25 protein-coding genes and 1 pseudogene are annotated in these 23,932 nt (G+C 63.9%); 17 read left to right on the top strand and 9 right to left on the bottom strand.

The window, feature by feature from the left end; genetic code table 11:
* Positions 1-10 precede the first annotated feature (10 nt).
* Both AC1PPK_RS19550 and AC1PPK_RS19545 read left to right on the top strand, forming a co-directional pair.
* Positions 11-848: pseudogene (locus tag AC1PPK_RS19550) on the top strand (uracil-DNA glycosylase).
* Positions 849-921: 73 nt separating this feature from the next.
* Complete coding sequence (locus AC1PPK_RS19545; RefSeq protein ID WP_481118237.1) at positions 922-1,464, top strand: LemA family protein; 543 nt, start codon at positions 922-924, stop codon at positions 1,462-1,464.
* Positions 1,465-2,046: 582 nt separating this feature from the next.
* Here the strand turns inward: AC1PPK_RS19545 and AC1PPK_RS19540 are convergent.
* Positions 2,047-2,370, bottom strand: a complete 324-nt coding sequence (locus tag AC1PPK_RS19540) for a hypothetical protein (RefSeq protein ID WP_481114683.1) — start codon at positions 2,368-2,370, stop codon at positions 2,047-2,049.
* Between the two features lie 105 nt (positions 2,371-2,475).
* Between AC1PPK_RS19540 and tadA the strand changes: the two genes are divergently transcribed.
* From tadA to AC1PPK_RS19525, 3 genes are read left to right on the top strand one after another with little or no spacing between them, the layout of a single operon-like run.
* Entirely contained in the window at positions 2,476-2,961 is a 486-nt protein-coding gene (gene tadA / locus AC1PPK_RS19535; protein ID WP_481114682.1) for a tRNA adenosine(34) deaminase TadA, read from the top strand.
* Positions 2,962-2,965: 4 nt separating this feature from the next.
* Positions 2,966-3,445 (top strand): L,D-transpeptidase family protein, encoded by a 480-nt coding sequence (locus AC1PPK_RS19530; protein ID WP_481114681.1) that lies wholly within the window; start codon positions 2,966-2,968, stop codon positions 3,443-3,445.
* Positions 3,442-3,873 carry a GNAT family N-acetyltransferase gene (locus tag AC1PPK_RS19525; RefSeq protein ID WP_481114680.1) on the top strand — a complete coding sequence of 144 codons (432 nt, stop codon included), beginning with the start codon at positions 3,442-3,444 and terminating at the stop codon, positions 3,871-3,873. Before AC1PPK_RS19530 ends, AC1PPK_RS19525 begins: the two co-directional genes overlap by 4 nt.
* Here AC1PPK_RS19525 and AC1PPK_RS19520 read toward each other — a convergent pair.
* From AC1PPK_RS19520 to AC1PPK_RS19500, 5 genes are all read right to left on the bottom strand, one after another.
* Positions 3,870-4,556: a dienelactone hydrolase family protein gene (locus tag AC1PPK_RS19520; RefSeq protein ID WP_481114679.1), complete on the bottom strand. Its 687-nt coding sequence runs from the start codon at positions 4,554-4,556 to the stop codon at positions 3,870-3,872. The two genes, AC1PPK_RS19525 and AC1PPK_RS19520, sit on opposite strands and share 4 nt — an antisense overlap.
* 70 nt (positions 4,557-4,626) lie before the next feature.
* On the bottom strand, positions 4,627-5,700 hold the full coding sequence (amrS, locus tag AC1PPK_RS19515; protein ID WP_481114678.1) for an AmmeMemoRadiSam system radical SAM enzyme: 1,074 nt from the start codon (positions 5,698-5,700) through the stop codon (positions 4,627-4,629).
* Positions 5,701-5,703: 3 nt separating this feature from the next.
* Positions 5,704-6,267, bottom strand: a complete 564-nt coding sequence (gene amrA / locus AC1PPK_RS19510; RefSeq protein ID WP_481114677.1) for an AmmeMemoRadiSam system protein A — start codon at positions 6,265-6,267, stop codon at positions 5,704-5,706.
* Positions 6,254-7,072, bottom strand: coding sequence for an AmmeMemoRadiSam system protein B (gene amrB / locus AC1PPK_RS19505; protein ID WP_481114676.1), 819 nt, complete (start codon positions 7,070-7,072; stop codon positions 6,254-6,256). The genes amrA and amrB overlap by 14 nt, the downstream gene beginning before the upstream one ends.
* 35 nt (positions 7,073-7,107) lie before the next feature.
* Positions 7,108-8,376, bottom strand: coding sequence for an MgtC/SapB family protein (locus AC1PPK_RS19500; protein ID WP_481114675.1), 1,269 nt, complete (start codon positions 8,374-8,376; stop codon positions 7,108-7,110).
* Between the two features lie 72 nt (positions 8,377-8,448).
* Here AC1PPK_RS19500 and ispD point away from each other — a divergent pair, with 72 nt between their 5' ends.
* The 3 genes from ispD to thpR are packed head-to-tail and all read left to right on the top strand — an operon-like array spanning position 8,449 to position 10,164.
* Entirely contained in the window at positions 8,449-9,150 is a 702-nt protein-coding gene (ispD, locus tag AC1PPK_RS19495; protein ID WP_481114674.1) for a 2-C-methyl-D-erythritol 4-phosphate cytidylyltransferase, read from the top strand.
* A gap of 2 nt (positions 9,151-9,152) precedes the next feature.
* Positions 9,153-9,644: a 2-C-methyl-D-erythritol 2,4-cyclodiphosphate synthase gene (ispF, locus tag AC1PPK_RS19490; protein WP_079434963.1), complete on the top strand. Its 492-nt coding sequence runs from the start codon at positions 9,153-9,155 to the stop codon at positions 9,642-9,644.
* On the top strand, positions 9,637-10,164 hold the full coding sequence (gene thpR, locus AC1PPK_RS19485) for an RNA 2',3'-cyclic phosphodiesterase (RefSeq protein WP_481114673.1): 528 nt from the start codon (positions 9,637-9,639) through the stop codon (positions 10,162-10,164). The genes ispF and thpR overlap by 8 nt, the downstream gene beginning before the upstream one ends.
* 121 nt (positions 10,165-10,285) lie before the next feature.
* Here the strand turns inward: thpR and AC1PPK_RS19480 are convergent, their stop codons facing one another.
* A complete protein-coding gene (locus AC1PPK_RS19480) occupies positions 10,286-10,726 on the bottom strand; it encodes a host attachment protein (protein WP_481114672.1) in 441 nt (146 codons plus the stop codon).
* A 101-nt stretch (positions 10,727-10,827) separates the two neighbouring features.
* Complete coding sequence (locus tag AC1PPK_RS19475; RefSeq protein WP_481114671.1) at positions 10,828-11,598, bottom strand: M90 family metallopeptidase; 771 nt, start codon at positions 11,596-11,598, stop codon at positions 10,828-10,830.
* A gap of 120 nt (positions 11,599-11,718) precedes the next feature.
* Between AC1PPK_RS19475 and AC1PPK_RS19470 the strand changes: the two genes are divergently transcribed.
* The 6 genes from AC1PPK_RS19470 to AC1PPK_RS19445 all read left to right on the top strand — a co-directional run bounded on the left by AC1PPK_RS19470 (position 11,719) and on the right by AC1PPK_RS19445 (position 19,609).
* Positions 11,719-13,929 (top strand): RelA/SpoT family protein, encoded by a 2,211-nt coding sequence (locus AC1PPK_RS19470; RefSeq protein WP_481114670.1) that lies wholly within the window; start codon positions 11,719-11,721, stop codon positions 13,927-13,929.
* A gap of 3 nt (positions 13,930-13,932) precedes the next feature.
* Complete coding sequence (locus AC1PPK_RS19465) at positions 13,933-14,805, top strand: cation diffusion facilitator family transporter (protein ID WP_481114669.1); 873 nt, start codon at positions 13,933-13,935, stop codon at positions 14,803-14,805.
* A gap of 96 nt (positions 14,806-14,901) precedes the next feature.
* The gene (gene yaaA / locus AC1PPK_RS19460) at positions 14,902-15,687 is read left to right on the top strand and encodes a peroxide stress protein YaaA (RefSeq protein WP_481114668.1); all 786 of its coding nucleotides are present in this window, start codon (positions 14,902-14,904) and stop codon (positions 15,685-15,687) included.
* An 11-nt stretch (positions 15,688-15,698) separates the two neighbouring features.
* Positions 15,699-16,967 (top strand): DUF445 domain-containing protein, encoded by a 1,269-nt coding sequence (locus AC1PPK_RS19455; protein WP_481114667.1) that lies wholly within the window; start codon positions 15,699-15,701, stop codon positions 16,965-16,967.
* Between the two features lie 7 nt (positions 16,968-16,974).
* Complete coding sequence (locus tag AC1PPK_RS19450; RefSeq protein ID WP_481114666.1) at positions 16,975-18,117, top strand: M14 family metallopeptidase; 1,143 nt, start codon at positions 16,975-16,977, stop codon at positions 18,115-18,117.
* A gap of 127 nt (positions 18,118-18,244) precedes the next feature.
* Positions 18,245-19,609 carry a carbohydrate porin gene (locus AC1PPK_RS19445; protein WP_481114665.1) on the top strand — a complete coding sequence of 455 codons (1,365 nt, stop codon included), beginning with the start codon at positions 18,245-18,247 and terminating at the stop codon, positions 19,607-19,609.
* 142 nt (positions 19,610-19,751) lie between these two features.
* On the opposite strand, the gene AC1PPK_RS19440 is transcribed toward AC1PPK_RS19445, so the two are convergent.
* Positions 19,752-20,843, bottom strand: coding sequence for an HDOD domain-containing protein (locus AC1PPK_RS19440; protein WP_481114664.1), 1,092 nt, complete (start codon positions 20,841-20,843; stop codon positions 19,752-19,754).
* 195 nt (positions 20,844-21,038) lie between these two features.
* Between AC1PPK_RS19440 and AC1PPK_RS19435 the strand changes: the two genes are divergently transcribed.
* From AC1PPK_RS19435 to AC1PPK_RS19425, 3 genes are all read left to right on the top strand, one after another.
* Positions 21,039-22,310 carry a tyrosine-type recombinase/integrase gene (locus AC1PPK_RS19435; RefSeq protein WP_481114663.1) on the top strand — a complete coding sequence of 424 codons (1,272 nt, stop codon included), beginning with the start codon at positions 21,039-21,041 and terminating at the stop codon, positions 22,308-22,310.
* A 951-nt stretch (positions 22,311-23,261) separates the two neighbouring features.
* A complete protein-coding gene (locus AC1PPK_RS19430; protein WP_481114662.1) occupies positions 23,262-23,459 on the top strand; it encodes a helix-turn-helix transcriptional regulator in 198 nt (65 codons plus the stop codon).
* Positions 23,447-23,806 carry a hypothetical protein gene (locus AC1PPK_RS19425; protein ID WP_481114661.1) on the top strand — a complete coding sequence of 120 codons (360 nt, stop codon included), beginning with the start codon at positions 23,447-23,449 and terminating at the stop codon, positions 23,804-23,806. Before AC1PPK_RS19430 ends, AC1PPK_RS19425 begins: the two co-directional genes overlap by 13 nt.
* Positions 23,807-23,932 lie beyond the last annotated feature (126 nt).

Here is a 23,932-nt window from a genome sequence, read left to right as displayed (position 1 = left end):
GCGCGCAGCGATGAACTTGCGCAGAAACGGCATCTTGCGGGAGATGGGGTTGGCACCCCTGTGGCGACTCCGCAGTGCGTCCGATGAGCACGAGGAAGCCGGCACGGCGCCAGTGTTGCAGCCTGCCGTGCTGGAGAGTCTGCCTGCCATGATGCCGACCCAGCCCCAGCCCCTCCGCAGCATGCTGTCTGCCGCGATGAAGGCGCCAGAGCAGGAGCGCAGGCCGCCAGCTGATACGCCAGCAGCACCCGTGCGTGTCGGCGATCTGGACTGGGACGAACTGGAGGCACGCATCCGCAGTTGCGATGCCTGCGGCTTGTGCCGTTCAACGCAAGCAGGCTGTGCCTGGCGTCGGTGACCGGAAGGCGGACTGGTTGTTTGTCGGTGAAGGGCCGGGGGCTGAAGAGGATGAGCGTGGCGAGCCTTTCGTTGGCCAGGCAGGGCGCCTGCTCGACAACATGCTCGCTTCGATCGACCTCAAGCGGGGGGAGGACGTCTACATCGGCAATGCGGTGAAATGCCGGCCGCCCCATAACCGGACGCCGGATACCGCAGAGCTGTCGGCGTGTTTCCCATATCTGCAACGCCAGATCGAACTGATCCGCCCGCGCCTGATCGTGGCCCTCGGCCGTCCAGCGGCGCAGGCGCTGCTCAACCAGGAAATCAAGATCGGCGCGGCGCGCGGCAAACTGTTCTCCTACGGCTCCATACCGGTGATCGTGACTTATCACCCAGCTTATCTGCTGCGGAACCTCCCTGACAAGGCAAAGGCCTGGGAGGATCTGTGCTTTGCACGGCGGACCATGCTCGGTTTGAAGGCGGCCGACGAAGTAGCGCGACCGATTTAACAATCGGTGTCCGGGCTGTGTGCGAGGGTAGGCATAATGGCGCCACTCGCAGCATTTTCAGAAGGTGTTCTTGATGCAGACCCGACGGGCTGTATTTCTGCTGCTGGCGGCAACTCTGATGAGCGGTTGCGGATATCACCAGATTCAGGCCGGCGACGAGCAAGTGCTGGCGACGGCCTCCGAGCTCATAGCGATCAGCCGGCGACGCCTGGATCAGGTGCCGAACCTGATTCAGGCGGTGCAGACCCAGGCCCCCAACGAGCGGGAGACACTGAACCGTGTGTCAAAAGCACGCGATGCAACGGTTGAGCACATGCCTGCGACACCTGAATCCCTGGAAGACCAGGATGTGCTGATTAACTTTGCCAAGGGCAATCTGGAATTGTCGCGGGCCGTCGGCAGATTGCTGGTCGTGTCCGAAAACTACCCCGCCCTAAAGGCCGATGCCAATTTCCGTGACCTTCAGGCGCAGATGGAAGAGGCCGGTGGGCGTATCGATACCGCTGAGTTCCGGTACGTCGAAGCGGTCAAGGTATATAACGCAGAGATAGAGAGCTTGCCGAACAGGATCGTGGCCATGTTGATGGGAGCTCGACCAAAGGGCGAATTTCATTGACCTGAGTGGCCGGGGCTGTCAGGTACTTGGCACGCCTTCAGTCCGGCGAAGAGCCTGTGTCGAGGGCGAAATAGATAGCGTCTCCGTGGCCTGTTTCTCCCTCGGCTCGCACCTTGCCGCCATGCCGTGGGTGCTGCGTGCGACGGTGGCGAGTCTGTCCGCATAGTCGGTGCCGATGGTGATGCTGTATCCCTCGATCGCCTGCAGTGGGGGGCACAAATCGTGGGATACCGAGTAGCTGAAGGATTCGAGTTCGGCCAGTACGGTGCTCAGTTCGGAGGTCCGTTCCGCGACGTCTCGTTCCAGTCTGGTGTTGAAGCGCTTGACTGCAGGCTCGGCGAATTTGCGTTCGGTGAGATCCGTACCGACACCGACCGGCGCCTTGTGGGCGCGCCGCTGTCGGCGATGGGGCGTTGCCGGCCGCGGCGGTCGACGAGCAAGGTGCCTTGAGGGAGCGTCACCTTGCCGCCTTCACGCATGACCCGCCGGGCCGGGTATTCGGTGCTTGTGTCGTTTGCCGCGCGGATGAGGGGCAGGATTCGGATATAGGCCGTCTGCGTGCTTCTTCCTCGGGCCAGCCGGTTATTTGTCGGTGACCAGGCTCATGAGCGTGACGTAGCGCAGGGGCTTGGCCAGGTATTCACGGGGCGCGCGCTGGGTGAGCGCATCGGCGAGGTGGGCTTCGACATGCATGTCTGCCGCGATGGCCGGTCTCGCCGCAACGGTGGGTGCGGCCACCTCCGCCTGTTGTGTCAGGTATCGGCGGGCTGCGAAGAACAACAACAGGCTTGTTCCTGCAATGGCCCAGGGCTGCAGCGTCCCCGACAGGTTACCGAAAACCACCAGATCGCTCATCAAGACATGGAAGAGCGCGAGGAAAGCGGTTTCCCAATGGCCTTCCGTCATAGCGAGCTTCCCAAACGGGGGCGATGTGCGGTTTTGCTGAGGCTTTCCACGATGCTGTTTTAAAATCCCGGCTTTAGGTCCGATTGAATCCTTGATTTCTTGAACATGCCTCTCATCCTTCCCGAGCAGGACAGCGCTTTTATGCGCATGGCGATCGAACTGGCTGAGGATGCCGGCCGTTGCGGCGAAGTCCCAGTCGGCGCGTTGATCGTCGGCCCCGACGGACAGGTGGTCGGGCGTGGCTTTAATCAACCCATCCTCCGTCACGACCCCACCTCCCATGCCGAGGTGATGGCCCTGCGGGATGCTGCCGCGCGTCTCGGCAACTACCGTCTGCCGGGCTGCACGCTGTACGTCACGCTTGAACCCTGCGCCATGTGTGCCGGTGCCATCATGCATGCGCGGATCGGTCGGGTGGTTTTCGGGGCGCGGGATCCGAAGACCGGGGTTGCCGGCAGCGTAATCGATCTGTTCGCGGAGGCACGCCTAAACCATCACGCTGCGATCGAGGGCGGCGTGCTGGCGGAGGAGTGCGGTGGCCTGTTGTCGAGTTTTTTTGCGGCCCGGCGCAAGCGTGTCGTGGCAGGGTGAGCCCATGCGGATTCGTGTTGATATTTCCAGCCAGACGCTGTCCCTGTTCGGTGACGACGGGGCGTGCATCCGTCGCTATTCGGTATCTACCGCGAAGAACGGCGCCGGTGAGGAGAAGGGCAGCTACCGCACGCCGCGCGGGCGCCATGTGATCCGCGCGCGCATAGGCGCCGGAGCACCGCTCGGAGCGGCCTTTCGCGGCCGTCGCCCGACCGGCGAGGTCTGGTCGCCCGAACTGGCGGCAGCGACGCCGGAGCGGGACTGGATCCTCACCCGGATCCTGTGGCTATCGGGGCTGGAGCCGGGGCGGAACCGTCTCGGCACGGTGGATTCGATGCAGCGCTACATCTACATCCACGGCACACCGGATACCGAGCCGATGGGTGTGCCCTTGTCCATCGGCTGCGTGCGCATGCGCAATTGCGATGTGGCGGAACTGTTCGACCTGGTTCCGGCTGGCACGCCGGTGGACATCCAAGAATGAATACCCGGCCTGTCATCACTGTCCAGCTCGGCGAGTGGCCCGAGTTTGCTGCCCAGGCGACGCCGATCCGCTTTCGGGTTTTCGTGGACGAGCAGAAGGTGCCGGCGGACATGGAGCTCGACGAATTCGATGCCGTGTCCTGCCATGCGCTGGCTTTGATTGGCGACGAGCCGGTGGGCACCGGACGCTTGCTGCCCGACGGCCACATCGGGCGTATGGCGGTGCTTGCCGACTGGCGCGGGCACGGTGTGGGCGCGGTCCTTCTGCAGGCTTTGATCGACGAGGCCGAGCGGCGTGGCATGCGCCGGCTGGTGCTCAGCGCGCAGACCCACGCGCTGGGTTTTTATGCCCGTTTCGGCTTCGTGCCAGAGGGTGATGTTTACGAGGAGGCGGGCCTGCCACACCAGGCCATGGTGCGCCAGCGCTAACCGGCTTCGGGCTTGTGGGTGTCTACCCTGGCGGGCTGTTGGATGAGGTGATGGTGGAACCAGTCCGCGGCCTTCGTCGCAGCGTCATCCAGTGCGCCGGGCTGGCGGAAATCCTCGTCGGTGCCGGCCAGGGCGTGCCAGTCCTTGGTACAGCTGAGCAGATCGAACGCTTGGCGTAAGGCCGGCAAGCCCGTGTCTTTTTCCCCAACCACGAAACGTGTCGGGCAGACGATCTGACGCAGTGGTGAAATGCCGGCAAGGCCGGGGCGGCCACCGCGCAGAACCAGCGCATCGACGACCATGGGCTCCTTCGATACCGCGCGTACCGCGGCGGCGCTGCCCGTACCGCTGGCGACCAGGCCGACAGAGAGCGTGGCGAGCGGCGGCTGGTGGCGTAGCCACTCGAAGATCAGGTTGATGCGCTGGCCGAGGAGCGGCGCGTTGTAGCGGGTGTCCGGGTCGCGGGTTTCCTCGTAATGGGTCAGCAGGTCGAAGATCAACGTGGCAAAGCCGGCCTCCTGCAGGCGTTTGGCGAAATGGGCTTCACGGGACTCGCGGTGATTGCCGACCGAGTTCTGGGCGATGAGGACCAGCCCCTCGGCATCCGGGGAATGGGCGAGCAGGGCTTCGAGCCAGATAGGACCGGCAGCGATGCTCAGCGGGGTTTGACGCAGTTTCATCATGGCGGCGCAGCGCGGGTTTTTCGCTCAACGATGGCACGCTGCCGGGCGCCCGGCAAGGGCGCGGCACGCCCTATTGGGCGTGAATGTGCACTGGGACACGGCGCGGGCCGAAAGCACCGTGGAATTCGCCAAAACGGCCGGCCAGTCGGTGTCCGCAGGCCGTGCAGGCGCCCTGCGCGTCGAGCCGGTAGGCCAGGATTGCGTACCAGTCCCGCTCGATGACGGCCTGCCCGCAGCCCGGACAGTAGGTGGCCCCGCCTTCCGGATCATACACATTGCCGGTGTAGACGTAGTGCAGGCCGGCATCCCGGGCTATCTGGCGGGCGCGCCGGAGGGTGGTCGGCGGCGTCGGTGGAAGCTGGTCCAGCTTGTAGTCCGGGTGGAAGGCGGTGAAGTGCAGGGGTACGTCCGGGCCGAGTTCTGCGGCGACCCATTTCGACAGGGCGGTGATTTCCTCGTCGCTGTCGTTGAGACCGGGGATCAGCAGTGTCGTGATCTCCACCCAAACTTGCGTCTCGTGGTGCAGGTAGAGCAGGGTGTCGAGCACGGGTGCAAGATGGGCGCCGGTCTGATGCACATAGAAGTCTTCGGTGAAGCCCTTCAGGTCCACGTTGGCCGCGTCCATTACCGCGTAGAAGTCGCGGCGGGCATCTGGGCTGATGTAGCCGGCCGTCACGGCGACGGTGGCCAGGCCGCGGGCGTGGCAGGCCTCGGCGGTGTCCATCGCGTATTCGGCGAAGATCACAGGATCGTTGTAGGTGAAGGCCACACTGCGGCAGCCGTGGCTGGCCGCGGCAAGGGCGATGTCGTCCGGCGACGCGGCGTCCATCAGCCGGTCCATGTCGCGGCTCTTGGAAATATCCCAGTTCTGGCAGAACTTGCAGGCCAGGTTGCACCCAGCGGTGCCGAAGGAGAACACGCTGGAGCCCGGGTAGAAGTGATTCAGTGGCTTCTTCTCGATGGGGTCGATGCAGAAGCCGGAACTGCGTCCGTAGGTGGTCAGCACCATCTTGCCGTGCACCATCTGGCGCACGAAGCAGGCGCCGCGCTGGCCTTCGTGTAGGCGGCAGTCCCGTGGGCACAGGTCGCACTGGATGCGGCCACCGTCGATGGGGTGCCAGTAACGGGCCGGATGGTCGGACATGATCTACTCCGTTTCGCTGCCCTCGTGCCATTTGCGGACCTCGTAGCGGGCCAGCATCACGTTGGGGCCCCAGAAGTCGGCTGGCAGGCGGGCTTTGCGCTTGAGCGCCGCCATGAAGTCGGGGGGATCGGGCAGTTGATCCCACACCTGGGGAAGGAAAGTGGCTTTCTGGCAGCCGTTGAAAAAGATCACGCCGTCGCGGCCAGGTACCAACTGTGCAAGGGCGTCCGCTTCGTCACGGAACTCCATGAAGTCCGGTTCGCTGAGCAGGGAAACCTCGATGCTGACCCGCTCGAATTCCGCTGCTGACAGCGGTGGAAAGCGTGGATCACGCAGCGCGGCGGCCACTGCATTCTCACGTACGTCCTCGCCAAGGGCGCGGTGGGCGTTGAGGCTGCCGATACAGCCGCGCAACTCTCCATCAATCGTCAGAGTGACGAAGCTGGCGCCCCGTTCCTTCAGTTGCGGGTGCTCGGGCGGCGGCGGGGCGGACTGCCCAAGGGCGTCGGCAATCGCCTTGCGAGCCTGGGCCAGCAGCACCGGGCCGAGGGTGTCAGTGGTGGGCATGCTGGCGGTCCTCGGAGAAGGCGATCGATGCGTAGCCGACCACGTGGTCACGGTCGCCGGCGGTGTCGCCCGAGTTGCGCAGGTCGAGCACGTGGGGCGTCAGGTGGTGGCGGAAGGCGGCGAGGAGCAGGCCGTTGATGGCGTCGGCGCCGCAGGCCTGTTCACTTTCCAGGCGGGCGTCGAGTTGGCGGATCTGGGCGATGGTGGCCTTGTCGCGCAGCTGGGCCTGGCGGTAAGGGTGGTAGTGGGACAGGTCGGAGCTGATGACGATCAGGGTTTCCGGGCCGCCCCACAGAGTTTCCAGCAGGCTCGCCACCCGCTGTGGTTCGATGTCGCCGACGGCGATGGGCAGGATCTCGAAATGATCCAGTGTGCTCTGCAGGAAGGGCAGCTGGACTTCAATCGCGTGCTCGTCCGCGTGGGGGCGGTCATCCACGACCACGCCGGGCAGCTCCCGGGCCTGCAGCCAGGCTTCCCGGTCCACCGACACGGCACCCAGCGGCGTGAGGAAGGTCTGGGCCGCCGGGATGGCCATGCCGCGTACCGCCACGCGGTGCGTCGGGCAGAGGATCAGCACGCGGCGGATCACGTCGCGGCGCTGCACGAGTTCGCTGTAGGCGCTCGCCGCCACTGCACCGGAGTAGATGTAACCGGCGTGGGGGACGACCAGCGCCTTCGGGGCTTCGACGACTTCGGCGGGGATCGACGACGACAGGAAACCCGCGACCTGCGCATGCAGGCTGTGGGGATCCGCTGGGTAGAACATGCCGGCGACCGCCGGCAGACGTTGGGATGCGTGAGCCATGATTTCCTTCAATGCGACAGGCTTGTCCGATTCCATTATAGGGAGGTGTGGAGCAACCAACCGATCCCGGCGCCCAGCCCGGCGCCGACGACCAGCATGCCACCGACGACGCGCCGGCCGAGGGCCTGACCGCCGAGGGCAAAGGCCAGCCCCGACTTGAAGGCCAGATTGGCGAGCATCGCCAGCAGGATGGCGATCGCAGATGGCATCAATTCGAGTTTGCCCAGATTGAGTAGACGCAGCGTCGACAGGGTGATGGCGTCCACATCGGTCAGGCCCGAGGCGAAGGCCAGCAGGTAGAGGCCGCCCTGGCCGGCGATGTCCGATAGCCAGGCGGCGCATAGCAGCACGATCGCGTACAGCAGGCCGAAGCCCATGGCTGCGCGCAGTTCGGTCGGGTTGCGGGTTTCCGGCACCGGCAGGCTGTCCTTGCTGACCAGCTTGTGCCAGTCGAAGGCGATGACAACGCTGCCGACGAGCACCGCCAGCACGCAACCGGTCAGCAGCAGCGGGGTGATGTCCGGCGACAGCGCCCCGGCGATCGCCAGAACCCGCACGACCATGATCAGGTTGGCGAGCAGGATGACCAGCTTGGCCGTCGGCGCCATGGCCGGGTTCTCCCGTGCATGGCGGGAGAAGACCATTGTCGTGGCAGTGCTGGAGACGAGACCGCCGAGCAGGCCGAGCAGCGGTGCGCCGTAACGGGCGCCCACCAGGCGCAGTGCGGCGTAGCCGGTGAGGCTGACGCCTGAGATCAGCACGATCATCAGCCATACCTGATGGGGGTTGATCGCCTCGTAGGGGCCGAAGCCCCGGTCCGGCAGGATCGGTAGCACGATCAGCGACAGCACCGAGAACTGCAGGATCGAGCGCCAGTCCTGGCTGGTCAGGCGGGCGGCGACGCCGCGCAGTTCGGATTTGAAGTAGAGCAGCATCGTCGAGCCGACAGCCGCCATGACCGCCAGTCGCCCGTGCCCCAGCCAGACCAGTGCGCCCAGGCAGTAGCAGACCAGCAAGGCCACGACGGAGGTGGTGCCGGGGTCGTTGGGTTCGGGCTGGCGGTAGTTGGCGGCGATGATCGTGGCGGCGACCAGCACGAAGCCGCCGACCAGAAGTGCAGGCTCGGATAGCTGTTCGGTGAGGAGCCCGGCCAGTGCGCCGAGCAGCCCGGTGAGGCCGAAGGTGCGTACGCCGGCAAGGGCCGACGGGCGGCGTTCCCGTTCCAGGCCCATCAGCAGGCCGATCGCAGTGGCGAGGGCCAGTGCTTCCAGTTCGCGGGTGTCGAAGGGTTGTGAGAACAGCATGATGGGTTCTCCGAAAAGGCGTATGGCTTAATCAGCGGCAGGATCGTGGGCGACATTGAGTAGAATCGCGCGATGCGAAATCCTACGACCCGTTGTTTTGCGATGGTGCCGGCGGCCGGAAGCGGCAGCCGGATGGGCGGCGAACAGCCCAAACAATATCTTTCCCTGCTCGGCGAGCCTCTGATCCGACACACCCTGGCGGTGCTGTGCGCATCGCCGGTGATCGATCGGGTCTATGTAGTCCTTTCGGTGGGTGATCAGGAATGGGACCGTCATGACTGGAGCCCCTTCGGCGACCGCTTGGTGCCCCTGTTCTGTGGCGGGGCATCCCGGGCGGACAGCGTGCTTAACGGCCTGCGCGCTATTGCCGATGATACGTCCGAATCCGACTGGGTTCTCGTCCATGACGCGGCGCGGCCTTGCCTGGCGCCCTGGCATATCGAGAATCTGGTGCGCGAGCTGATCCATGACGAGGTGGGCGGCATCCTGGCGGTGCCGGTGGCTGACACGCTGAAGCGGGAGGACAGCCTGCACCGCATTGCCGCCACCGTGCCGCGGGATGGGCTGTGGCAGGCTCAGACGCCGCAGATGTTCCGTTATGTGATGCTCAAGCGTGCGCTGGAAAATGCCCGTCACGTCACAGACGAAGCCAGCGCCATCGAGGCGATGGGACTCAAGCCGCGCCTGGTGCGCGGCGATCCGACCAACCTGAAGGTGACCTTCCCCCTCGACCTGCATCTGGCCGAGTGGATCCTGCAACACCGGGAGTCATAGAGATGAATGTTCCGTTTCGCATCGGGCAGGGCTTCGATGTCCATGCCTTGGTTCCCGGCCGTCCGCTGATCATCGGCGGCGTGACGATTCCGTTCGCCCGTGGCCTGCTCGGCCATTCCGACGCCGACGTGCTGCTGCACACGATCACCGACGCGATCCTTGGTGCGGCCGGCCTGGGCGATATCGGCCGGCATTTTCCCGACACCGATCCGCGCTTCGAAGGGGCGGACTCCCGCGTGCTGCTGCGTGAGGCCGCCGCCGCCGCGCGGGCGGCCGGCTGGCAGACCATCAACGTGGATGCGACGGTGATCGCCCGTGCGCCGAAAATCCTGCCCCACGTGCCGGCGATGATCGCCAACATCGCAGCAGACCTGGGCGTCGAGCCCGCCGTCATCAACGTCAAGGGCAAGACCACCGAGAAGCTCGGCTTCACTGGCCGTGGTGAAGGTATCGCCGCTCAGGCGGTGGCGCTGCTGGCCCGCGTGGATGGCTGAACAAAGCCGCCGGCTCTTCCTGGCCCTGTGGCCCGAGCTGGCACTGGCCGAGCGCCTGCATCAACTGGCGGGCGAGGCCCGCCGGGAATGCGGTGGGCGGATCATGCGGCGGGAGACCCTGCATCTCACGCTGGCCTTCATCGGGGCGGTGGCGGAGGATCGCCTGCCGGCGCTCCTGAATGTGCTGGGGCAGATCCGCGTGCCGCGCTTCCGCATGCGGCTGGATATGGTCGGCCACTGGGCCCACAACCATATCCTGTGGGCGGGATGTGCGGTGCCGCCGCCGGCCTTGCTGCAATTGGCGGCTGACATCCGCCGGGAAGTGGCGGCAATCGGCCTGCCTGCCAGTGGGCCGCCCTTCGTGCCGCATATGACCCTGCTGCGCAAAGCGCACACGCCTTATGTGCCGGCGGTTTTCGAGCCGCTGGAGTGGGAGCTTGCCGAGTGGGCGCTGATGGAGTCCTGCCTTGCACCGCATGGTGCGGACTATCAGCGGGTTGCCGCGTGGGCGCTGGACTGAGCGGATCATCCCGCGTGGACAGAAATCAGGCGGCAACGATGGGTATCGCGGCCGCCTGAAAGTGCGCTAACCCGAATGGGCGCGCTGGGAGGTCAGAGGAGCGGTACAACTCGAAGGTGGTTCAGACGAACAGGCAGCCCTCCAGATGATCGCGGAGTGCCGGTTCTGGCGTCTTGGTGTAATCCTTCTCGAAGCGGTCGGTGATCAATTGGGCCGTCGGTCGGTCGAGAACGGAATTGAGCATGCCCATGAATGACGGTGGTGCTATGACGATGGCGCGTCCGAACAGGTTGCGGCTGCGACCGAGATAGAGTTCTTTGGCGAGCTTCTGGGCAAAACTGCGGGCGGCGTTCTCTTTTGGGGGCGTCTGCTGTTCCCGGGAGCCATGTCCGCTGATGGAGGCCTGCATCTGTCCAGCGCGGTCGGATGACAGGTCGGAATTCTTCATGCGGCTGGCGGGGTGGGCGATTTCCTTCACGAGCTGCAGGCCCTGCTTGGGTCCAAGGTTGGCATACAGGCGGGCAAGACTCGCATTGGCGACCAGAATCCAGGTAATAGCCATGAATTGCTCTCCACACTTGGTAAGGAATGCCGAGGCGGCCTACCCACTGTAGACAGCGGAGTCGGGGACTTCAAAGTTTTGTTTCAGGAATGCTGTCGGTTTTATTGCGATGGCGTTTCGCGGGCCGCCGGGTTCTGCCGGTAGAACATGGAAAGTTGCGCGTAAACAGCGGGGTATTCGGATTTCAGGAGCCCCGGCGTCTCGAAGAAGGCCTCGCTCATGACGGCGAAAAACTCGGCCGGATGCTCGGCGCCGTAGGGGTCCAGCAGGGTGTCTTCGCCACCGTCCACGCGCCTGCAGAAGTCATCGAAAGCGGGCTGAAAAGCGGCCGCCCAGTTGGTGGCGGACATGCCGACGGGCAGGGCCGGGTAGCCGTCCACTTCGCCATTGCCCATGTCCAGTTTGTGGGCGAATTCGTGGATCACCACGTTGATGCCCGCGGGCTGCGCTTCGCTGTCGAACCAGGAGAGCAGCACGGGTCCGCCTTCCCAGGCTTCGCCGAGCACCTCGTCGTCGTATTCATGGACGATGCCGTCTTCGTCCACGACGCTGCGCGGGATGATGAAGTCGCCCGGATAGACCACGACGCCGACCCAGTCGGCGTAGGCGTCGAGGCCGATATGGAGGATCGGCAGGCAGGCCTGTAGCGCGATGGACAGCAGCATGTCGTCGGTGACGTTCATGCCCTCGGCGCCGTGGATCTGCTTGTCGGCCAGGAATTCGAGGGCTAGGCGGCGCAGGCGCGGGCGGTCTGGGGCAGGCAGGAAATCGAGGAAGGGCAGGGTCTGCTCGATGCGCTCCCATTGCGCGGGAGCCACCTGCATGCGGTCGGCGGCGCGCTGGCGGCGCCAGCGGCGGAAGGCGGAGAACATGGCGGGTCGATGTCTGTCGAAGGGGCCGGTGTCGTGGCAAGGCCGTACCGGCGTGTCGTCGGTCACCCGAATACGATGAAGATCAAGCTTTGCGTCGTCAGCCTATAGGATAATGTCGGCATGGTTGCCGTTACACATTCGATATCTCAATCCGTGTCCGCGTTCTCCGCGGTCGAATTATTGTGCGAGGGACTCGGCCCGGATGATGCTGCTCGCGTGGGCCTTGCCCTTGAGTGGGTCCAGCCGCTCTATGGGGAGCGTACTCTCGGCACCAACGAACCCATCTGGCAGCACGCCCTCGGCTCCGCGCTGATCGTCGCCTCCCTGCGTCTCGACGCGGATACCCGTACGGCGGCGCTGTGCTTCGCGCTCGGCGACGTGCTTGACCATTCGGGCGAACAGATTGCCGCCCGCTTCGGGGAGAGCGTTGCGAGGCTGGTGGATGGCCTGCGCAAGCTCAACGGGCTGCGCGTCATCACGCGCATGACGTCCACCGCCAGTGCTCCCGAGATCCGCGCCCAGAGCGAGGTGCTGCGCAAGATGCTGCTGGCGATGGTGGAGGATATCCGCGTGGTGTTGTTGCGGGTGTCGTCGCGCACGCAGACGCTGCGCTACTTCACCGACCACCCGGGCAAGATCCGCGAATCCATCGCCCGCGAGAGCCTCGACATCTACGCACCGCTGGCCAACCGGCTGGGTATCTGGCAGCTCAAGTGGGAACTGGAAGACTTGTCCTTTCGCTTCCTGGAGCCGGAAACCTACAAGCGCATCGCGCGCATGCTCGACGAGCGCCGCGTGGAGCGCGAGCAATTCATCGTCGATGCGGTCGCCCGGCTGAAGAGCGAGGTGGAGGCCATCGGCGTCAAGGCCGAGGTGTACGGCCGGCCCAAGCATATCTACAGCATCTACAACAAGATGCGCGCCAAGCGCCTGGACTTCTCGCAGATCTACGACGTGCGCGCATTGCGTGTGCTGGTGGACGAGGTGAAGGACTGCTACGCGGTGCTGGGCATCGTGCACCAGATCTGGACGCCGATCCCCAAGGAGTTCGACGACTACATCTCGATGCCCAAGGGCAATAACTACCAGTCGCTGCATACCGCTGTGTATGCCGGCGACGGGCGCGCGCTGGAGGTGCAGATCCGTACCCACGCGATGCACAACCATGCTGAGCTCGGCGTGGCCGCCCACTGGCGCTACAAGGAAGGCTCCGGCGCGTTGACCGGTGAGTACGATGAGAAGATCGCCTTGCTGCGCAGCCTGTTGTCGTGGCGCGACGAGGTGACCGATTCGGCGGACTGGCTGGAGCAGTTCAAGCGGGCCTCGCTGGACGACACGATCTACGCGCTGACGCCGCAGGGGCGGGTGATCGACTTGCCGCGCGGGGCGACGCCGATCGATTTCGCTTACCGCGTGCATACCGACCTTGGCCACCGTTGCCGCGGCGCCAAGGTCAACGGCCAACTGGTCACCCTCAACACGCCGCTGGAAAACGGCCAGACGGTGGAGATCATGTCCACCAAGGAGGGCGGACCGTCCCGCGACTGGCTCAATCTGCAGCAGAACTACGTGGCCACGCCGCGGGCGCGCCAGAAGATCAAGCAGTACTTCAGTGCCCTGGAGGAAGAGGAACTGCTGGTCCGAGGCCGCAGCGTGCTGACCAAGGAGATTCAACGGGAAGGGCACGGGCAGGTCAATCTCGAGGATCTGGCCACGCGGCTGGGCTTCAAGAATCCGGAGGCGCTGTTCATCGCCGCTGGCCGGGGCGAGGTCGGGCCGCGGGCGATCCAGGTGGCGCTGCGCGGTGCCGATTCCCTGGAGGTCCTGCCGGAAACGCCGGAAGTGATCATCGGCCAGAGCCATTCCGGCGATGCCAGCGACACCATCCTGATCGTCGGGGTCGGCAAGCTGATGACGTCCCTCGGACGCTGCTGCAAGCCGGCGCCGCCGGACGCGATCCAGGGTTATGTGACCCGCGGGCGTGGCGTGTCCATTCACCGCGTCGAGTGCCGGGATTTCCAGGAACTGGTGCGCCAGCATCCCGAGCGCCTGATCAGCGCCCAGTGGGGTGAGGCGGCCAATGTCTCCAAGGAGGCGGCAGTCTTCCCGGTGGACGTGCTGGTCCACGCGATGGACCGGCAGGGGCTGCTGCGCGACATATCTGAAGTGTTGTCACGGGAAAAGCTCAACGTGATCGCCGTGAATACTCTCAGCCGGAAGGGCGCGGCGCGCATGCGCTTCACGCTGGAGGTGCAGGGCGTGCACCAGATCCAGCGGGCCGTCACGCTGATCCGGGAGGTCAAGGGCGTCACCGACGTGGAGCGTGGCTGACGCGTGATCGACAACGGCGGTCTCGAGAGGCATCACTTCGCATGGTTGTCGATCGCCGCAGCGGTGGCGACGATTGGTCTGAAGACGCTGGCCTGGTGGCTGACCGGCTCGGTGGGCCTGCTGTCCGACGCACTGGAATCCTTCGTCAATCTGGCGGGCGCCACCTTCGCGCTGTGGATGATCCTCGTCACACGGGATCCCCCGGACCGGCGCCATCCCTTCGGGCACGGCAAGGCGGAGTATTTCTCCAGCGGCTTCGAGGGCATCCTGATCCTCGGTGCTGCGGTGGCGATCATCTGGGCCGGCGTGGAGCGCCTGATTTACCCCGCTCCGCTCGAGTCGGCCGGCTGGGGGCTGGCCTGGTCGGCTGCGGCGACCTTCATCAATTTCGTCGTGGCGCGCATCCTCGGCCGGGCTGGCGAGCGTTTCGACTCGATCGCTCTACGGGCGGATTCCCGTCACCTGATGACCGACGTTTGGACGTCCGTCGGTGTGATCGCCGGCGTCGCGCTGGTCGCGCTGACCGGCTGGCTGATGCTCGATCCGCTGATCGCCATCGCCGTCGGCCTGCACATCACGCTGGAAGCCTGGCACCTGCTCAGGGAGTCTGTGGACGGGCTGATGGATCGCAGTATGGATCGCGCCGCGGTGGAGCGCGCCACTGGCGTGCTCGAATCCTTTCACTGCCGAGGCGTGGCTTTCCAGGGCCTGCGTACGCGCCGTGCCGGGGCTTCGTCCTTCCTGCAGGTGGTGGTGCTGGTGCCGGGAGAGTGGAGCGTCCGGCAGGGGCATGCGCTGCTCGACGAGATCGAGGCGGAACTCGGCAAGGCCTTGCCTGGCATTGAAGTCACGACGCATCTGGAGCCCTTGCCCTGAGCGTCGGATCGGCAGGCCGCGCCACAGCGGATGTCGCGCCCGAAATGAGGCCCGCAGGCAGTAGAATCGCGGCATTTCAGAATCCGGGTCGCCCCCATGATTTTCGTGCTGTCCCCCGCCAAGGCGCTCGACTACGAGACGCCGCCCACCACTCCGCGCTTCACCGAACCCGATTACCTTGATGACGCGGCCGAGTTGATTACCGGCCTCCGTGAGCTCTCCCATGCGGAGGTAGCCAAGCTGATGGATCTGTCCGACCAGCTGGCGGCGCTCAATGTGGCCCGCTACGCCGAGTGGTCGCAGCCTTTCACGCCGGCCAATGCAAAACCGGCAGTGCTGGCCTTCAATGGTGACGTCTACGATGGGCTCGATGCGCGCAGCCTCGACGAGGCCGACCTGGATTATGCCCAAGCGCATCTGCGCATATTGTCGGGTCTCTACGGACTGCTGAAACCGTTGGACCTGATGCAGCCCTATCGTCTGGAGATGGGCACCCGCTTCAAGAATGGGCGCGGCAAGGATCTGTACGCCTTCTGGGGCATGACTCAGACTGAGGCGCTCAACCGCCTGCTGGCGCGGGACGAGGCGGTGGGGCATGAGCCGGTGCTGGTCAATCTGGCCTCTGAAGAGTATTTCAAGTCGGTCAAGCCGGCCCAGCTGAAGGGGCGCCTGCTCAACATCGGCTTCGAGGACTGGAAGGGCGGGCGCTACAAGATCATCAGCTTCTACGCCAAGCGCGCCCGCGGCCTGATGGCCCGGTATGCGGTTACCCACCGGGTCGAGGAGGTGGAGCAGTTGAAGGACTTCGACCTCGATGGCTATGCCTTCGCCGCCGAGGCTTCCGACGCCGACCGCTGGGTCTTCCGGCGGCGCCAGGACTGACGGAGGCAGCTGTGGCGAATCCGCAGAAAATCGCGCAACTGGCGCGGATGAAGGGTGTGGCTGTGGCGGCGCTGATCGCCGTCGCAGCCTTGTTCGTACTGGCCCGGCATCAGGGCTGGCCGTGGGTGGCGGCGTTCGCCGAGGCGGCAACCATTGGCGCGCTGGCGGACTGGTTTGCGGTGGTGGCCTTGTTCCGTCATCCGCTCGGACTGCCCATTCCACATACGGCGATCCTGCCGCGCAACAAGGCGCGCCTGGCTGACAACATCGCTGAGTTCATCCGCGACAAGTTCCTCGATACCGCGTCGCTTGTGGCCCGTCTGCGTAGCGCCAATCCTGCCGAGCGGCTGGCCGGCTGGCTGAAGGACCCGAAGAACGCGACCATCTTCGCCGAGCGACTGGTGGTGGTGGTGGCCGAGTCGCTGGACTTTATGGACGATCCGCGCGTCCGGCGGCTGGCGCTGCATGCACTGCGGCGGCGGGCGGGCAGCCTGGATATGGCCGACAGCATGGGCGGCATTCTCGATGCGCTGACCCAGGGCGGGCGCCACCAGGCCCTGCTCGACGAGAGCATCCACAAGCTGGCCCAGTGGCTGGACGAGCCGGGCGTGCGCCACAGTTTCGCCGGCATGATCCTGGATGTGGCGGCGCGGGAATATCCGAAGGTGGTCGCCACCCTCGGCTTCGTCGGTATCGATCCGACTGAACTCGGCGACAAGGTGGCGACGGGAATCGTCGCCGGCGTGCATGGCCTGCTCGATGATATCGCCACCAATCCCGAGCATCCGCGCCGGGCGGCCTTTGACGAAGTGGTGACCCGTTACGTCGAGCGCCTCAAGAGCGACGAGACCTTCCGGGCCCAGGTGGACCAGATGAAGCGGGAGTTCCTCGCCCATCCGGCAGTGGGTACGTATCTGCAGGAGTTGTGGGGTGAGCTGCGTGCCTGGCTGGGGCGTGACATGGCCAGCGCGGACTCGATGATCCGCCAGCGCATCGCGTCGGCAGCGGGGGCGCTCGGCACCAGCCTGGCGGCCAACGAGGCGCTGCGGGACTCCCTGAACGAGCACCTGGAGAAGACCGTGGAAAGCCTGGCTCCGGAGCTGCGCACGGGCCTGGCCGGCCATATCGCTAGCACCGTGCGGGCCTGGAATGACGAGGATCTCGTGCGCGAGATCGAAGTCAGCGTAGGCCGCGACCTGCAGTTCATCCGTCTCAACGGCACCTTCGTCGGTGGCCTCATCGGCCTGGCCCTGTACGCGGTGACCCAATTCCTGACCTGATCCCGCCATGACCCTCAGAATCAGCAGCAACTTCGACTCCGGCGCCATCGAGGTGCGGTCCGTGGAGCGTCCCGACGATATCCGCCTGCGCCTGCGCGCCGACCAGGGGGTGACTGGCGAAGGGGCCTTCCGCCAGTGGTTCCATTTCCGCCTGCACGGCGCGGCTGGGCAGGGTGTGCGGATGGTCTTCGAGAACGCCGCTGACGCCGCCTACCCGGACGGTTGGCCGGAGTACCGCTGCGTGGCGTCCTACGACCGCCGCCACTGGTTCCGCATCAGCTCGACCCGCTATGAGAACGGGCAACTGATCGTCGAGCACACGCCGGAGCGCAACAGCGTCTACTACGCCTACTTCGAGCCGTACTCGCACGAGCGTCATCTGGACCTTCTGGGGCGGGTCGAGATGTCGCCGTTTGCGTCGGTGAGCAACCTGGGGGCGACGGTGGATGGGCGCGACCTGGACCTGGTCACCGCCGGCCGTGCTGCGCCGGGCAAGCGGCCGCTGTGGATCATCGCGCGTCAACATCCGGGCGAGAGCATGGCCGAGTGGTTCGTCGAAGGCCTGCTGGAGCGTCTGCTCGACGCAGCAGATCCGGTTGCACGCCGCATTCGCGAACATGCGGTGCTATACATCGTGCCGAACATGAATCCGGATGGGGCGATCCGGGGCAACCTGCGCACCAACGCGGCCGGGGCCAACCTCAACCGGGAGTGGCGCGAGCCGAGTGCCGAGCGCAGCCCTGAGGTGCTGCTGGTGCGCCAGGCGATGGAGGCGAGCGGCGTCGAACTGTTCCTCGACATCCATGGGGACGAAGCGCTGCCCTATGTGTTCTTCTCCACCGCCGAGGAGGTGCCGGGGTTCTCGGATGAGCAGAAGGCCCGCCAGGCGCGCTTCGTCGAGCGTTTCCAGGCGGCGAGCCCGGACTTTCAGACCGAGCACGGCTATCTCAGCGGGCGTTTCAAGGACGAGTTGCTGAGCCTGGCCTCGAAATGGGTGGCCCACCGTTTCGGCTGCGTGTCCCTGACCCTGGAGATGCCATTCAAGGACAACGCGAACCTGCCGGACGGCCTGAGCGGCTGGAGTGGCGAGCGCAGCAAATGCCTCGGCGCGGCCATGCTCAACCCCATTCTTGGTCATCTGATGGACTGAATTCCGCTGGAGCCGGCCCTTTGTGCCGGCTCCATGAACCGTAACATTACAGTCATACAATCCGCCGACCCTTCATTCCACAGCGCCGGGTTCTGCCCGGCTTCACGTGCTTGCCGGACCTTGCCCCATGTCTTTTCAACTGTTTGCCACCCCCAAGCGTGGGGCTCACTGGCCTTTGGCCGTCATGGCTGCTGCGGTTCTCGCCAGCGTGTTGCCTGCCCAGGCCTACGCCGAATCCGCCGACACCGAGGCGTGGACCGCCCGTTTTCAGACGACCTACGTGTGGCAGAACAAGCCGGCCTTCAATGCCGACTATAGCGGCCGCAACAGTCTGACAGCCGACCACGACAAGAGCTACACGGCGACCGCCACCGCCTTTCTGGGCTTCCGTCCATGGACCGGCGGCGAGCTGTACTTCAACGGTGAGGAAACTCAGGGGCGGCCGTTTTCCAATCTTGAGGGGACAGCAGCCTTCACCAACGGAGAATTGACGCGGACCGCCGGCTCCCGTCCGAAGTCCTACCGTCAACGCCTGTTCCTGCGCCAGACCTGGGGGCTGGGCGGCGAGCAGGAGCATCAGGACGCCGACCTGAACCAGATGGCGGGCTTCGTGGACAAGAACCGCGTGGTGCTGACGGTCGGTAATTTCTCGTTGCTCGATGTGTTCGACGACAACGTCTATGCCAAGGATCCCCGTGTCCATTTCATGAACGCGGCGTTCATGGCGCCACTGGCCTACGATTATGCTGCCGACGCGCGGGGTTTCGGCTGGGGTTACACGCTCGAGTGGTACCAGGATGACTGGGCGGTGCGCATCGGCCGGATGACCGGGCCGCAGGAACCCAACATGCTTCCCATCGATTCGCGTATCGGCAAGCATTATGGCGACCAGATCGAGGTGGAGCGCGCCCATACGCTGTACGGGCAGCCCGGCAAGCTGCGCGTGCTGGCCTGGCGCAACCGGGCCCGGCTGGCCCGTTTCGACGATGCGCTGGCATATCTGCGCGCCAATCCGGATGCGGACCCGCAGGCGATCCTGGCCGTGCGCCATGGCGATCAGATCAAGTTCGGCCTGGGCGTTAACCTGGAGCAGGCGATCTCCGCCGACCTGGGTTTCTTCCTGCGTGCGATGAAGGCCGATGGGCGCAGCGAGACCTTCGCGTTCACCGAAACCGACAGCTCGATCGGCACCGGCTTGTCCTTGAAGGGCAACCGTTGGGGGCGTGCAGCGGATACGGTCGGGGTCGGCTATGCCCGCAACGCCCTGTCCCTGGATCGCCGTCGCTACCTGGAGGCAGGAGGCCTGTCCTTCTTCCTCGGCGATGGTGGCCTCAACTACCAGCCGGAACAGATCGTCGAGGCGTACTACAGCTTCAACGTGTGGAAGAGCCTCTACGTGACGGCAGACGCCCAGCGCATGTGGAATCCGGGCTACAACGCCGACCGGGGGCCGGCCAACTTCTTCGCGGTGCGCGTCCACGCGGAGTTCTGACAGCGCTGACGCAGAGCACGATAGTCGCCGCCGGCTGGCCGTCGCTACGGGCGCACGAAACCGACCACAACCCTTGTATTGCGAGGGCAGGTCAGGGTCGGCGACGCCCTCGAAACCGCTTTCAGGCCGGTCTGAAGTGGGCTCAGGGCTGAGTCGGGAAGAAGAGGGCGATAACCGCCGGTGATTCGCTCCGGGCCTGAGCCCGGACCGCGGCGAGTTGTGATGCATCTATGTCCAGCCGCGCAATGGCGACGGGGTCCAGCAGACCGAGTGCGATCTGGTCAGGCTCGTCGAACTCGTCGGTTGCCTGGATCTGGTTCGCCACATGCAGCAGCGCAGCTTCGGTGGAGTGCGAGCCACCGAGGGCCGGCATCAACTGCGCTCCGATGACGGTCGCGAAGCTGGGAGGCAGGCTCCAGGCTGAGGCCAGCGCCGCGCCGACTTCGGCATGGTTGCAACCGATGATGGACTGCTCCGTCTCGTGGAGAGGAAGGCCGCTGCTCTGCGCCTTCTCAAGCGCTGTCCGGCAGAGGTCGGGGACGGCCTGATACATCACCAGATGGCCAATATCCGCGAGCAGGCCTTCGATGAACAGGCGTTCCGGATCGCCGACGCCGAGCCGTTGAGCAGCAGAACGGGCGGCCAGACCGCGGAACACGCAGCCTTTCCAGAAGCGCATCAAGGGTAGCTGCGGCGGCTGGATCGACGATAAGGCGGAGATGACGGCAGTACTCAGGATGAGGTCGTGAATCTGCTGCATGCCCATCAGGTTGACCGCTCGGACCACTGTCTCGATCTTGCCTGGGAATCCGTACAAGGCGCTGTTAACGATACGCAGCACCCGGGCAGTGATGGCCGGATCGCTGGATACCGTTTCAGCCAGTTGCTGGACCGAGCTGTCGGGGTCGTCGAGGATATCCCGGATGCGGTGGTAGATCGCGGGCAGGCTCGCAAGCTTCTCGACGCAGGCAACTAGTTCCTGGGGGGTGCTCATAGGTTCGATGGAATAGGCGAAGTCCAAAAGCTTAACGGCATCTGTCGGTCTCACTTTAGGTGTGGGGCCAATTTTCGGGGCGGTTCCGAGCGTGACAAAAATCCCGTTTTGATCAGCCACCTGAACGCTTTGCGGGATTTGAGCACGGAGCCGCGAGGATATGGAGGGAGGTGCGACGACAGCTTTGCTATTCTGCGAAAACCGATTCGGGATATGTGCTGGTTGCGGGTCGGAAATCATGGAGAACAGGTCTTTCGATGAAGGTATTGAGCTGGAACATTCAGTAGTGTTTCAGCCTGAATCTACCAATTGCAGACTTACTCCGAAAGCCGCGCCAGAACTGGGTTTTGTTGTTTAGAGCTGTCTCAGCGTGTAGCATCTCATCACGGATTTTGTGTGCACCCTCATGTGCACCCCGATAGAAGAGAGGGCGCCATGGGAAAGCTGACAGACATCGGAATCAAGAGCTGGATCAGATCTGATGAGCACTTCGAGCAGAGGGGCGATGGCGATGGGCTGTACCTGAGGTTCCGCGAGACGGATGCGTCGCCGATCTGGTTGTTCCGGTACCGGTTGGCAGGTAAGCAGCGTCAGCTCATCATGGGGGCGTACAAGAGTCTGCCTCTCGCAAAGGCGAGAAAGGAGGCAGGCTTGCTTGCTGCTCGGGTGAAGCTCGGACACGATGTTGCTGCTGAGAAGCAGGAGCGCAAGGCCGATGCTCTGGCGGCCATCGAGGCAGAGAAGCGCAAAGTCACGGTTGCGATGTTGATTGAGGACTATCTGGGGAGTCAGATAGACGGCAAGTGGAAGCGTCCTGAAGTCGTCCGTCAGCGCATCGCCAATGACGTTACGCCTCACATCGGAAAGCTTGAGGTCGGCGCAGTCAAGCCGTCCGACATCGATCAAATGCTGCGTAAGGTCAAGAAGCGCGGTGCCCCTTCAATTACGAATGAGGCATTGCGTTGGTCAAAGCGGATCTTCAATTTCGCCGTAAAGCGTCAATTGTGCGACTTCAACCCCGCTGCACCGTTCGATGTTGGGGATGCAGGAGGTAAGGAGAGGGCCCGTGAGCGTGTTCTGTCCAGGTCGGAACTGGTCGTGTTGTTTGACGCCATGCGCAAGACCGAATCCTTTGGGTTGGCGAATCAGCTTGCAGTGAAGCTCTTGTTGCTCCTGTGTGTGCGGAAGAACGAGCTGCTCCGGGCAAGGTGGAGCGAGTTCGATGAAGCTACTGCCGTTTGGCACCTCCCGAAAGATCGCACCAAGACAGACGCGGACATGGCGATTCCGTTGCCATCCATGGCGCTCGAATGTCTGCGCGCAGCTCAGGTGCTTGCGTGTGGCTCTGAATACGTATTCCCTGCGCGTCGGCGGGATAGTCGCAATCTCCAACATGTAAGCGATTCGACACTTAACGAAGCACTAAGCAAGTTGAAACCCAACATGCCGGGGGTCGAGCATTTCACCGTCCACGACCTGCGCCGTACTGCTCGTACCCAGCTTTCGGAACTCGGTGTCTTGCCGCATGTTGCTGAGAAGTGCCTGAATCACGCCCTTGGCGGAATTCTTGCTGTGTATGACAAAGGGGACTACTTTTCAGAGCGGAAAAATGCTCTGGAAAAGTGGGCGGCCTTGCTGATGCAGCTTGAAGCCGGCGGCGCAGACGTGATCCCGCTGCATGAACGAAAGATTGTACTCGCGCAGTAGTGGGGGTCATCTGCTGAATTGATAAGTCCGCTAGGTTTGTCCTGAAAAATTCATAACAGGCTGCCCATGCAACTTTGCGCCCAAAACCTGCGCCCGACGCCATTGTCGAGTTTGCCGCGACACTGAAAAAGTCCTGAAATTGCTGGGGCGATTGAAGTTAGATGATCAGCTTGCAAGGCATGTATATGCCTGCTGTTATAAAAAAACGTAGTATTTTCAATTGTTTGGTGCCGTGATACAGTCATTTTGCGTCGTCCGGATACGGACTTGTGTAGGGTGATACGAAAAATGAAAACGCTACTTCTGAGCGATTGTGGGCATGGTGGTTACTTCGAGCTTGCGCTTAAAGCTCTTGAGCCGCGCCGGGGAAGCTACATCCGCGGCGCCTCGCTTGCCGTCCTTGGCGAGAATGTTGGCGGAGTAGGTGCTGCTGTCGGAGATGACACGGCCGCAGGTGGCCCCTCTGTTGGCGCACCGGATTCCACTGCAGGTGACGAAGAGGGAGAGGCTGACGATGGAGAGCCGGAGCCACGTCGGCGTGGTCGTCCTCGCAATACACCCTCTGACGGGCGAATTCCCACCGCCCTTGCACGATTCGATCAACTCCCCAATTCCGCCTTCGTCAGGCTACCTGTAGTTCAAGGCCTGCTTGACTGCTCAGCGGCTTCGGTTTGGCGATACGCCAAATCCGGGAAGCTGCCTCAGCCTGTGAAGCTCACTGCTGGCACCACCGCGTGGCAGGTTGGGGCTCTCCGGCAAGCCCTCGCAAACCTCAGCGCCTGAGGTTGCTCTCTCCCAGAAAACGATCAGTGACCACCTTGGCCGTGGTGACCCCGCACGCACATTGCCGGATCGCCCGTCTGAGGGGCCGGCGCTCGCCCAAACCAAGACGCTTCGGTTGGTCGTGATGGCACGATTTGCCCCGTTATCCCAACGAGCAAAGGAGCTCAAATGAACGCGAAAAACGAACGTCTGGTGAGACGCGCCGAAATGGCGTCAAGGCTTGGTGTCAGCACCACAACGCTGGACAACATGGTCCGCCGTGGTGATCTCCAGCGGGCGCTCAAGGTATCCACAAGGGTGGTCGGCTGGCCGGAATCCGTGCTGCTTTCGATGCTGCAAACGCGGGAGGCCGTATGCGTCAAGTGACAGAAAGACAAATGCCGGCTGGCAGGCCGGCATTCGATGATGGTTTCGCTCTGGCGGGCGAAGGTGAAATCGTTGAGGACTTCAGGATGAACAATATCAAGCCGATTTTTTTTGGTCAAGCCGTGCTGGCTATCGTCGACGCCGCGCTGTACGTGGCTGAACGCACGCCGCTGGGCTTCCGCAGTCTTCATCGCGATGAGATCGCAGGCGAGCGTTGGACGAATACCTGGGCGGAGTACGTCGTTCACCTCGCTAAATTCAACGGTGTCGATGCACTCCTCGCTAATCAAGGGGTGTTTCTGATCGCGGAGCGAGTCACGGTGTGCTATGAGGACGGACTTGGTTGACCGGCAAGCCAAGTTGAGCCAGGTTGGCAGCGAGTCAAGCTCTGCTCGATCGATGGCAAGGCCCGCCCCCATGATCGAGAAGCGCCGCAAATTCTGATCTCGCCGGACGGGCAGTGTTTTCTTTGG

It is taken from the genome of Zoogloea sp. JDB1, from assembly GCF_056724025.1.
This window is presented reverse-complemented; position numbering and strand designations above follow the sequence as displayed.

Excerpts from the sequence above, each read along its gene's own strand:
- amrA (WP_481114677.1), bottom strand. The coding sequence starts at position 6,267 with ATGCCCACCACTGACACCCTCGGCCCGGTGCTGCTGGCCCAGGCTCGC.
- AC1PPK_RS19445 (WP_481114665.1), top strand. The coding sequence starts at position 18,245 with ATGTCTTTTCAACTGTTTGCCACCCCCAAGCGTGGGGCTCACTGGCCT.
- AC1PPK_RS19525 (WP_481114680.1), top strand. The coding sequence starts at position 3,442 with ATGAATACCCGGCCTGTCATCACTGTCCAGCTCGGCGAGTGGCCCGAG.
- AC1PPK_RS19450 (WP_481114666.1), top strand. The coding sequence starts at position 16,975 with ATGACCCTCAGAATCAGCAGCAACTTCGACTCCGGCGCCATCGAGGTG.
- AC1PPK_RS19480 (WP_481114672.1), bottom strand. The coding sequence starts at position 10,726 with ATGGCTATTACCTGGATTCTGGTCGCCAATGCGAGTCTTGCCCGCCTG.
- yaaA (WP_481114668.1), top strand. The coding sequence starts at position 14,902 with ATGATTTTCGTGCTGTCCCCCGCCAAGGCGCTCGACTACGAGACGCCG.
- tadA (WP_481114682.1), top strand. The coding sequence starts at position 2,476 with ATGCCTCTCATCCTTCCCGAGCAGGACAGCGCTTTTATGCGCATGGCG.
- AC1PPK_RS19540 (WP_481114683.1), bottom strand. The coding sequence starts at position 2,370 with ATGACGGAAGGCCATTGGGAAACCGCTTTCCTCGCGCTCTTCCATGTC.
- AC1PPK_RS19475 (WP_481114671.1), bottom strand. The coding sequence starts at position 11,598 with ATGTTCTCCGCCTTCCGCCGCTGGCGCCGCCAGCGCGCCGCCGACCGC.
- AC1PPK_RS19425 (WP_481114661.1), top strand. The coding sequence starts at position 23,447 with ATGCGTCAAGTGACAGAAAGACAAATGCCGGCTGGCAGGCCGGCATTC.
- AC1PPK_RS19500 (WP_481114675.1), bottom strand. The coding sequence starts at position 8,376 with ATGCTGTTCTCACAACCCTTCGACACCCGCGAACTGGAAGCACTGGCC.
- AC1PPK_RS19545 (WP_481118237.1), top strand. The coding sequence starts at position 922 with ATGCAGACCCGACGGGCTGTATTTCTGCTGCTGGCGGCAACTCTGATG.
- AC1PPK_RS19430 (WP_481114662.1), top strand. The coding sequence starts at position 23,262 with ATGAACGCGAAAAACGAACGTCTGGTGAGACGCGCCGAAATGGCGTCA.
- AC1PPK_RS19520 (WP_481114679.1), bottom strand. The coding sequence starts at position 4,556 with ATGATGAAACTGCGTCAAACCCCGCTGAGCATCGCTGCCGGTCCTATC.
- amrS (WP_481114678.1), bottom strand. The coding sequence starts at position 5,700 with ATGTCCGACCATCCGGCCCGTTACTGGCACCCCATCGACGGTGGCCGC.
- AC1PPK_RS19440 (WP_481114664.1), bottom strand. The coding sequence starts at position 20,843 with ATGATTTCCGACCCGCAACCAGCACATATCCCGAATCGGTTTTCGCAG.
- AC1PPK_RS19470 (WP_481114670.1), top strand. The coding sequence starts at position 11,719 with ATGGTTGCCGTTACACATTCGATATCTCAATCCGTGTCCGCGTTCTCC.
- AC1PPK_RS19435 (WP_481114663.1), top strand. The coding sequence starts at position 21,039 with ATGGGAAAGCTGACAGACATCGGAATCAAGAGCTGGATCAGATCTGAT.
- ispF (WP_079434963.1), top strand. The coding sequence starts at position 9,153 with ATGAATGTTCCGTTTCGCATCGGGCAGGGCTTCGATGTCCATGCCTTG.
- thpR (WP_481114673.1), top strand. The coding sequence starts at position 9,637 with ATGGCTGAACAAAGCCGCCGGCTCTTCCTGGCCCTGTGGCCCGAGCTG.
- amrB (WP_481114676.1), bottom strand. The coding sequence starts at position 7,072 with ATGGCTCACGCATCCCAACGTCTGCCGGCGGTCGCCGGCATGTTCTAC.
- AC1PPK_RS19530 (WP_481114681.1), top strand. The coding sequence starts at position 2,966 with ATGCGGATTCGTGTTGATATTTCCAGCCAGACGCTGTCCCTGTTCGGT.
- ispD (WP_481114674.1), top strand. The coding sequence starts at position 8,449 with ATGCGAAATCCTACGACCCGTTGTTTTGCGATGGTGCCGGCGGCCGGA.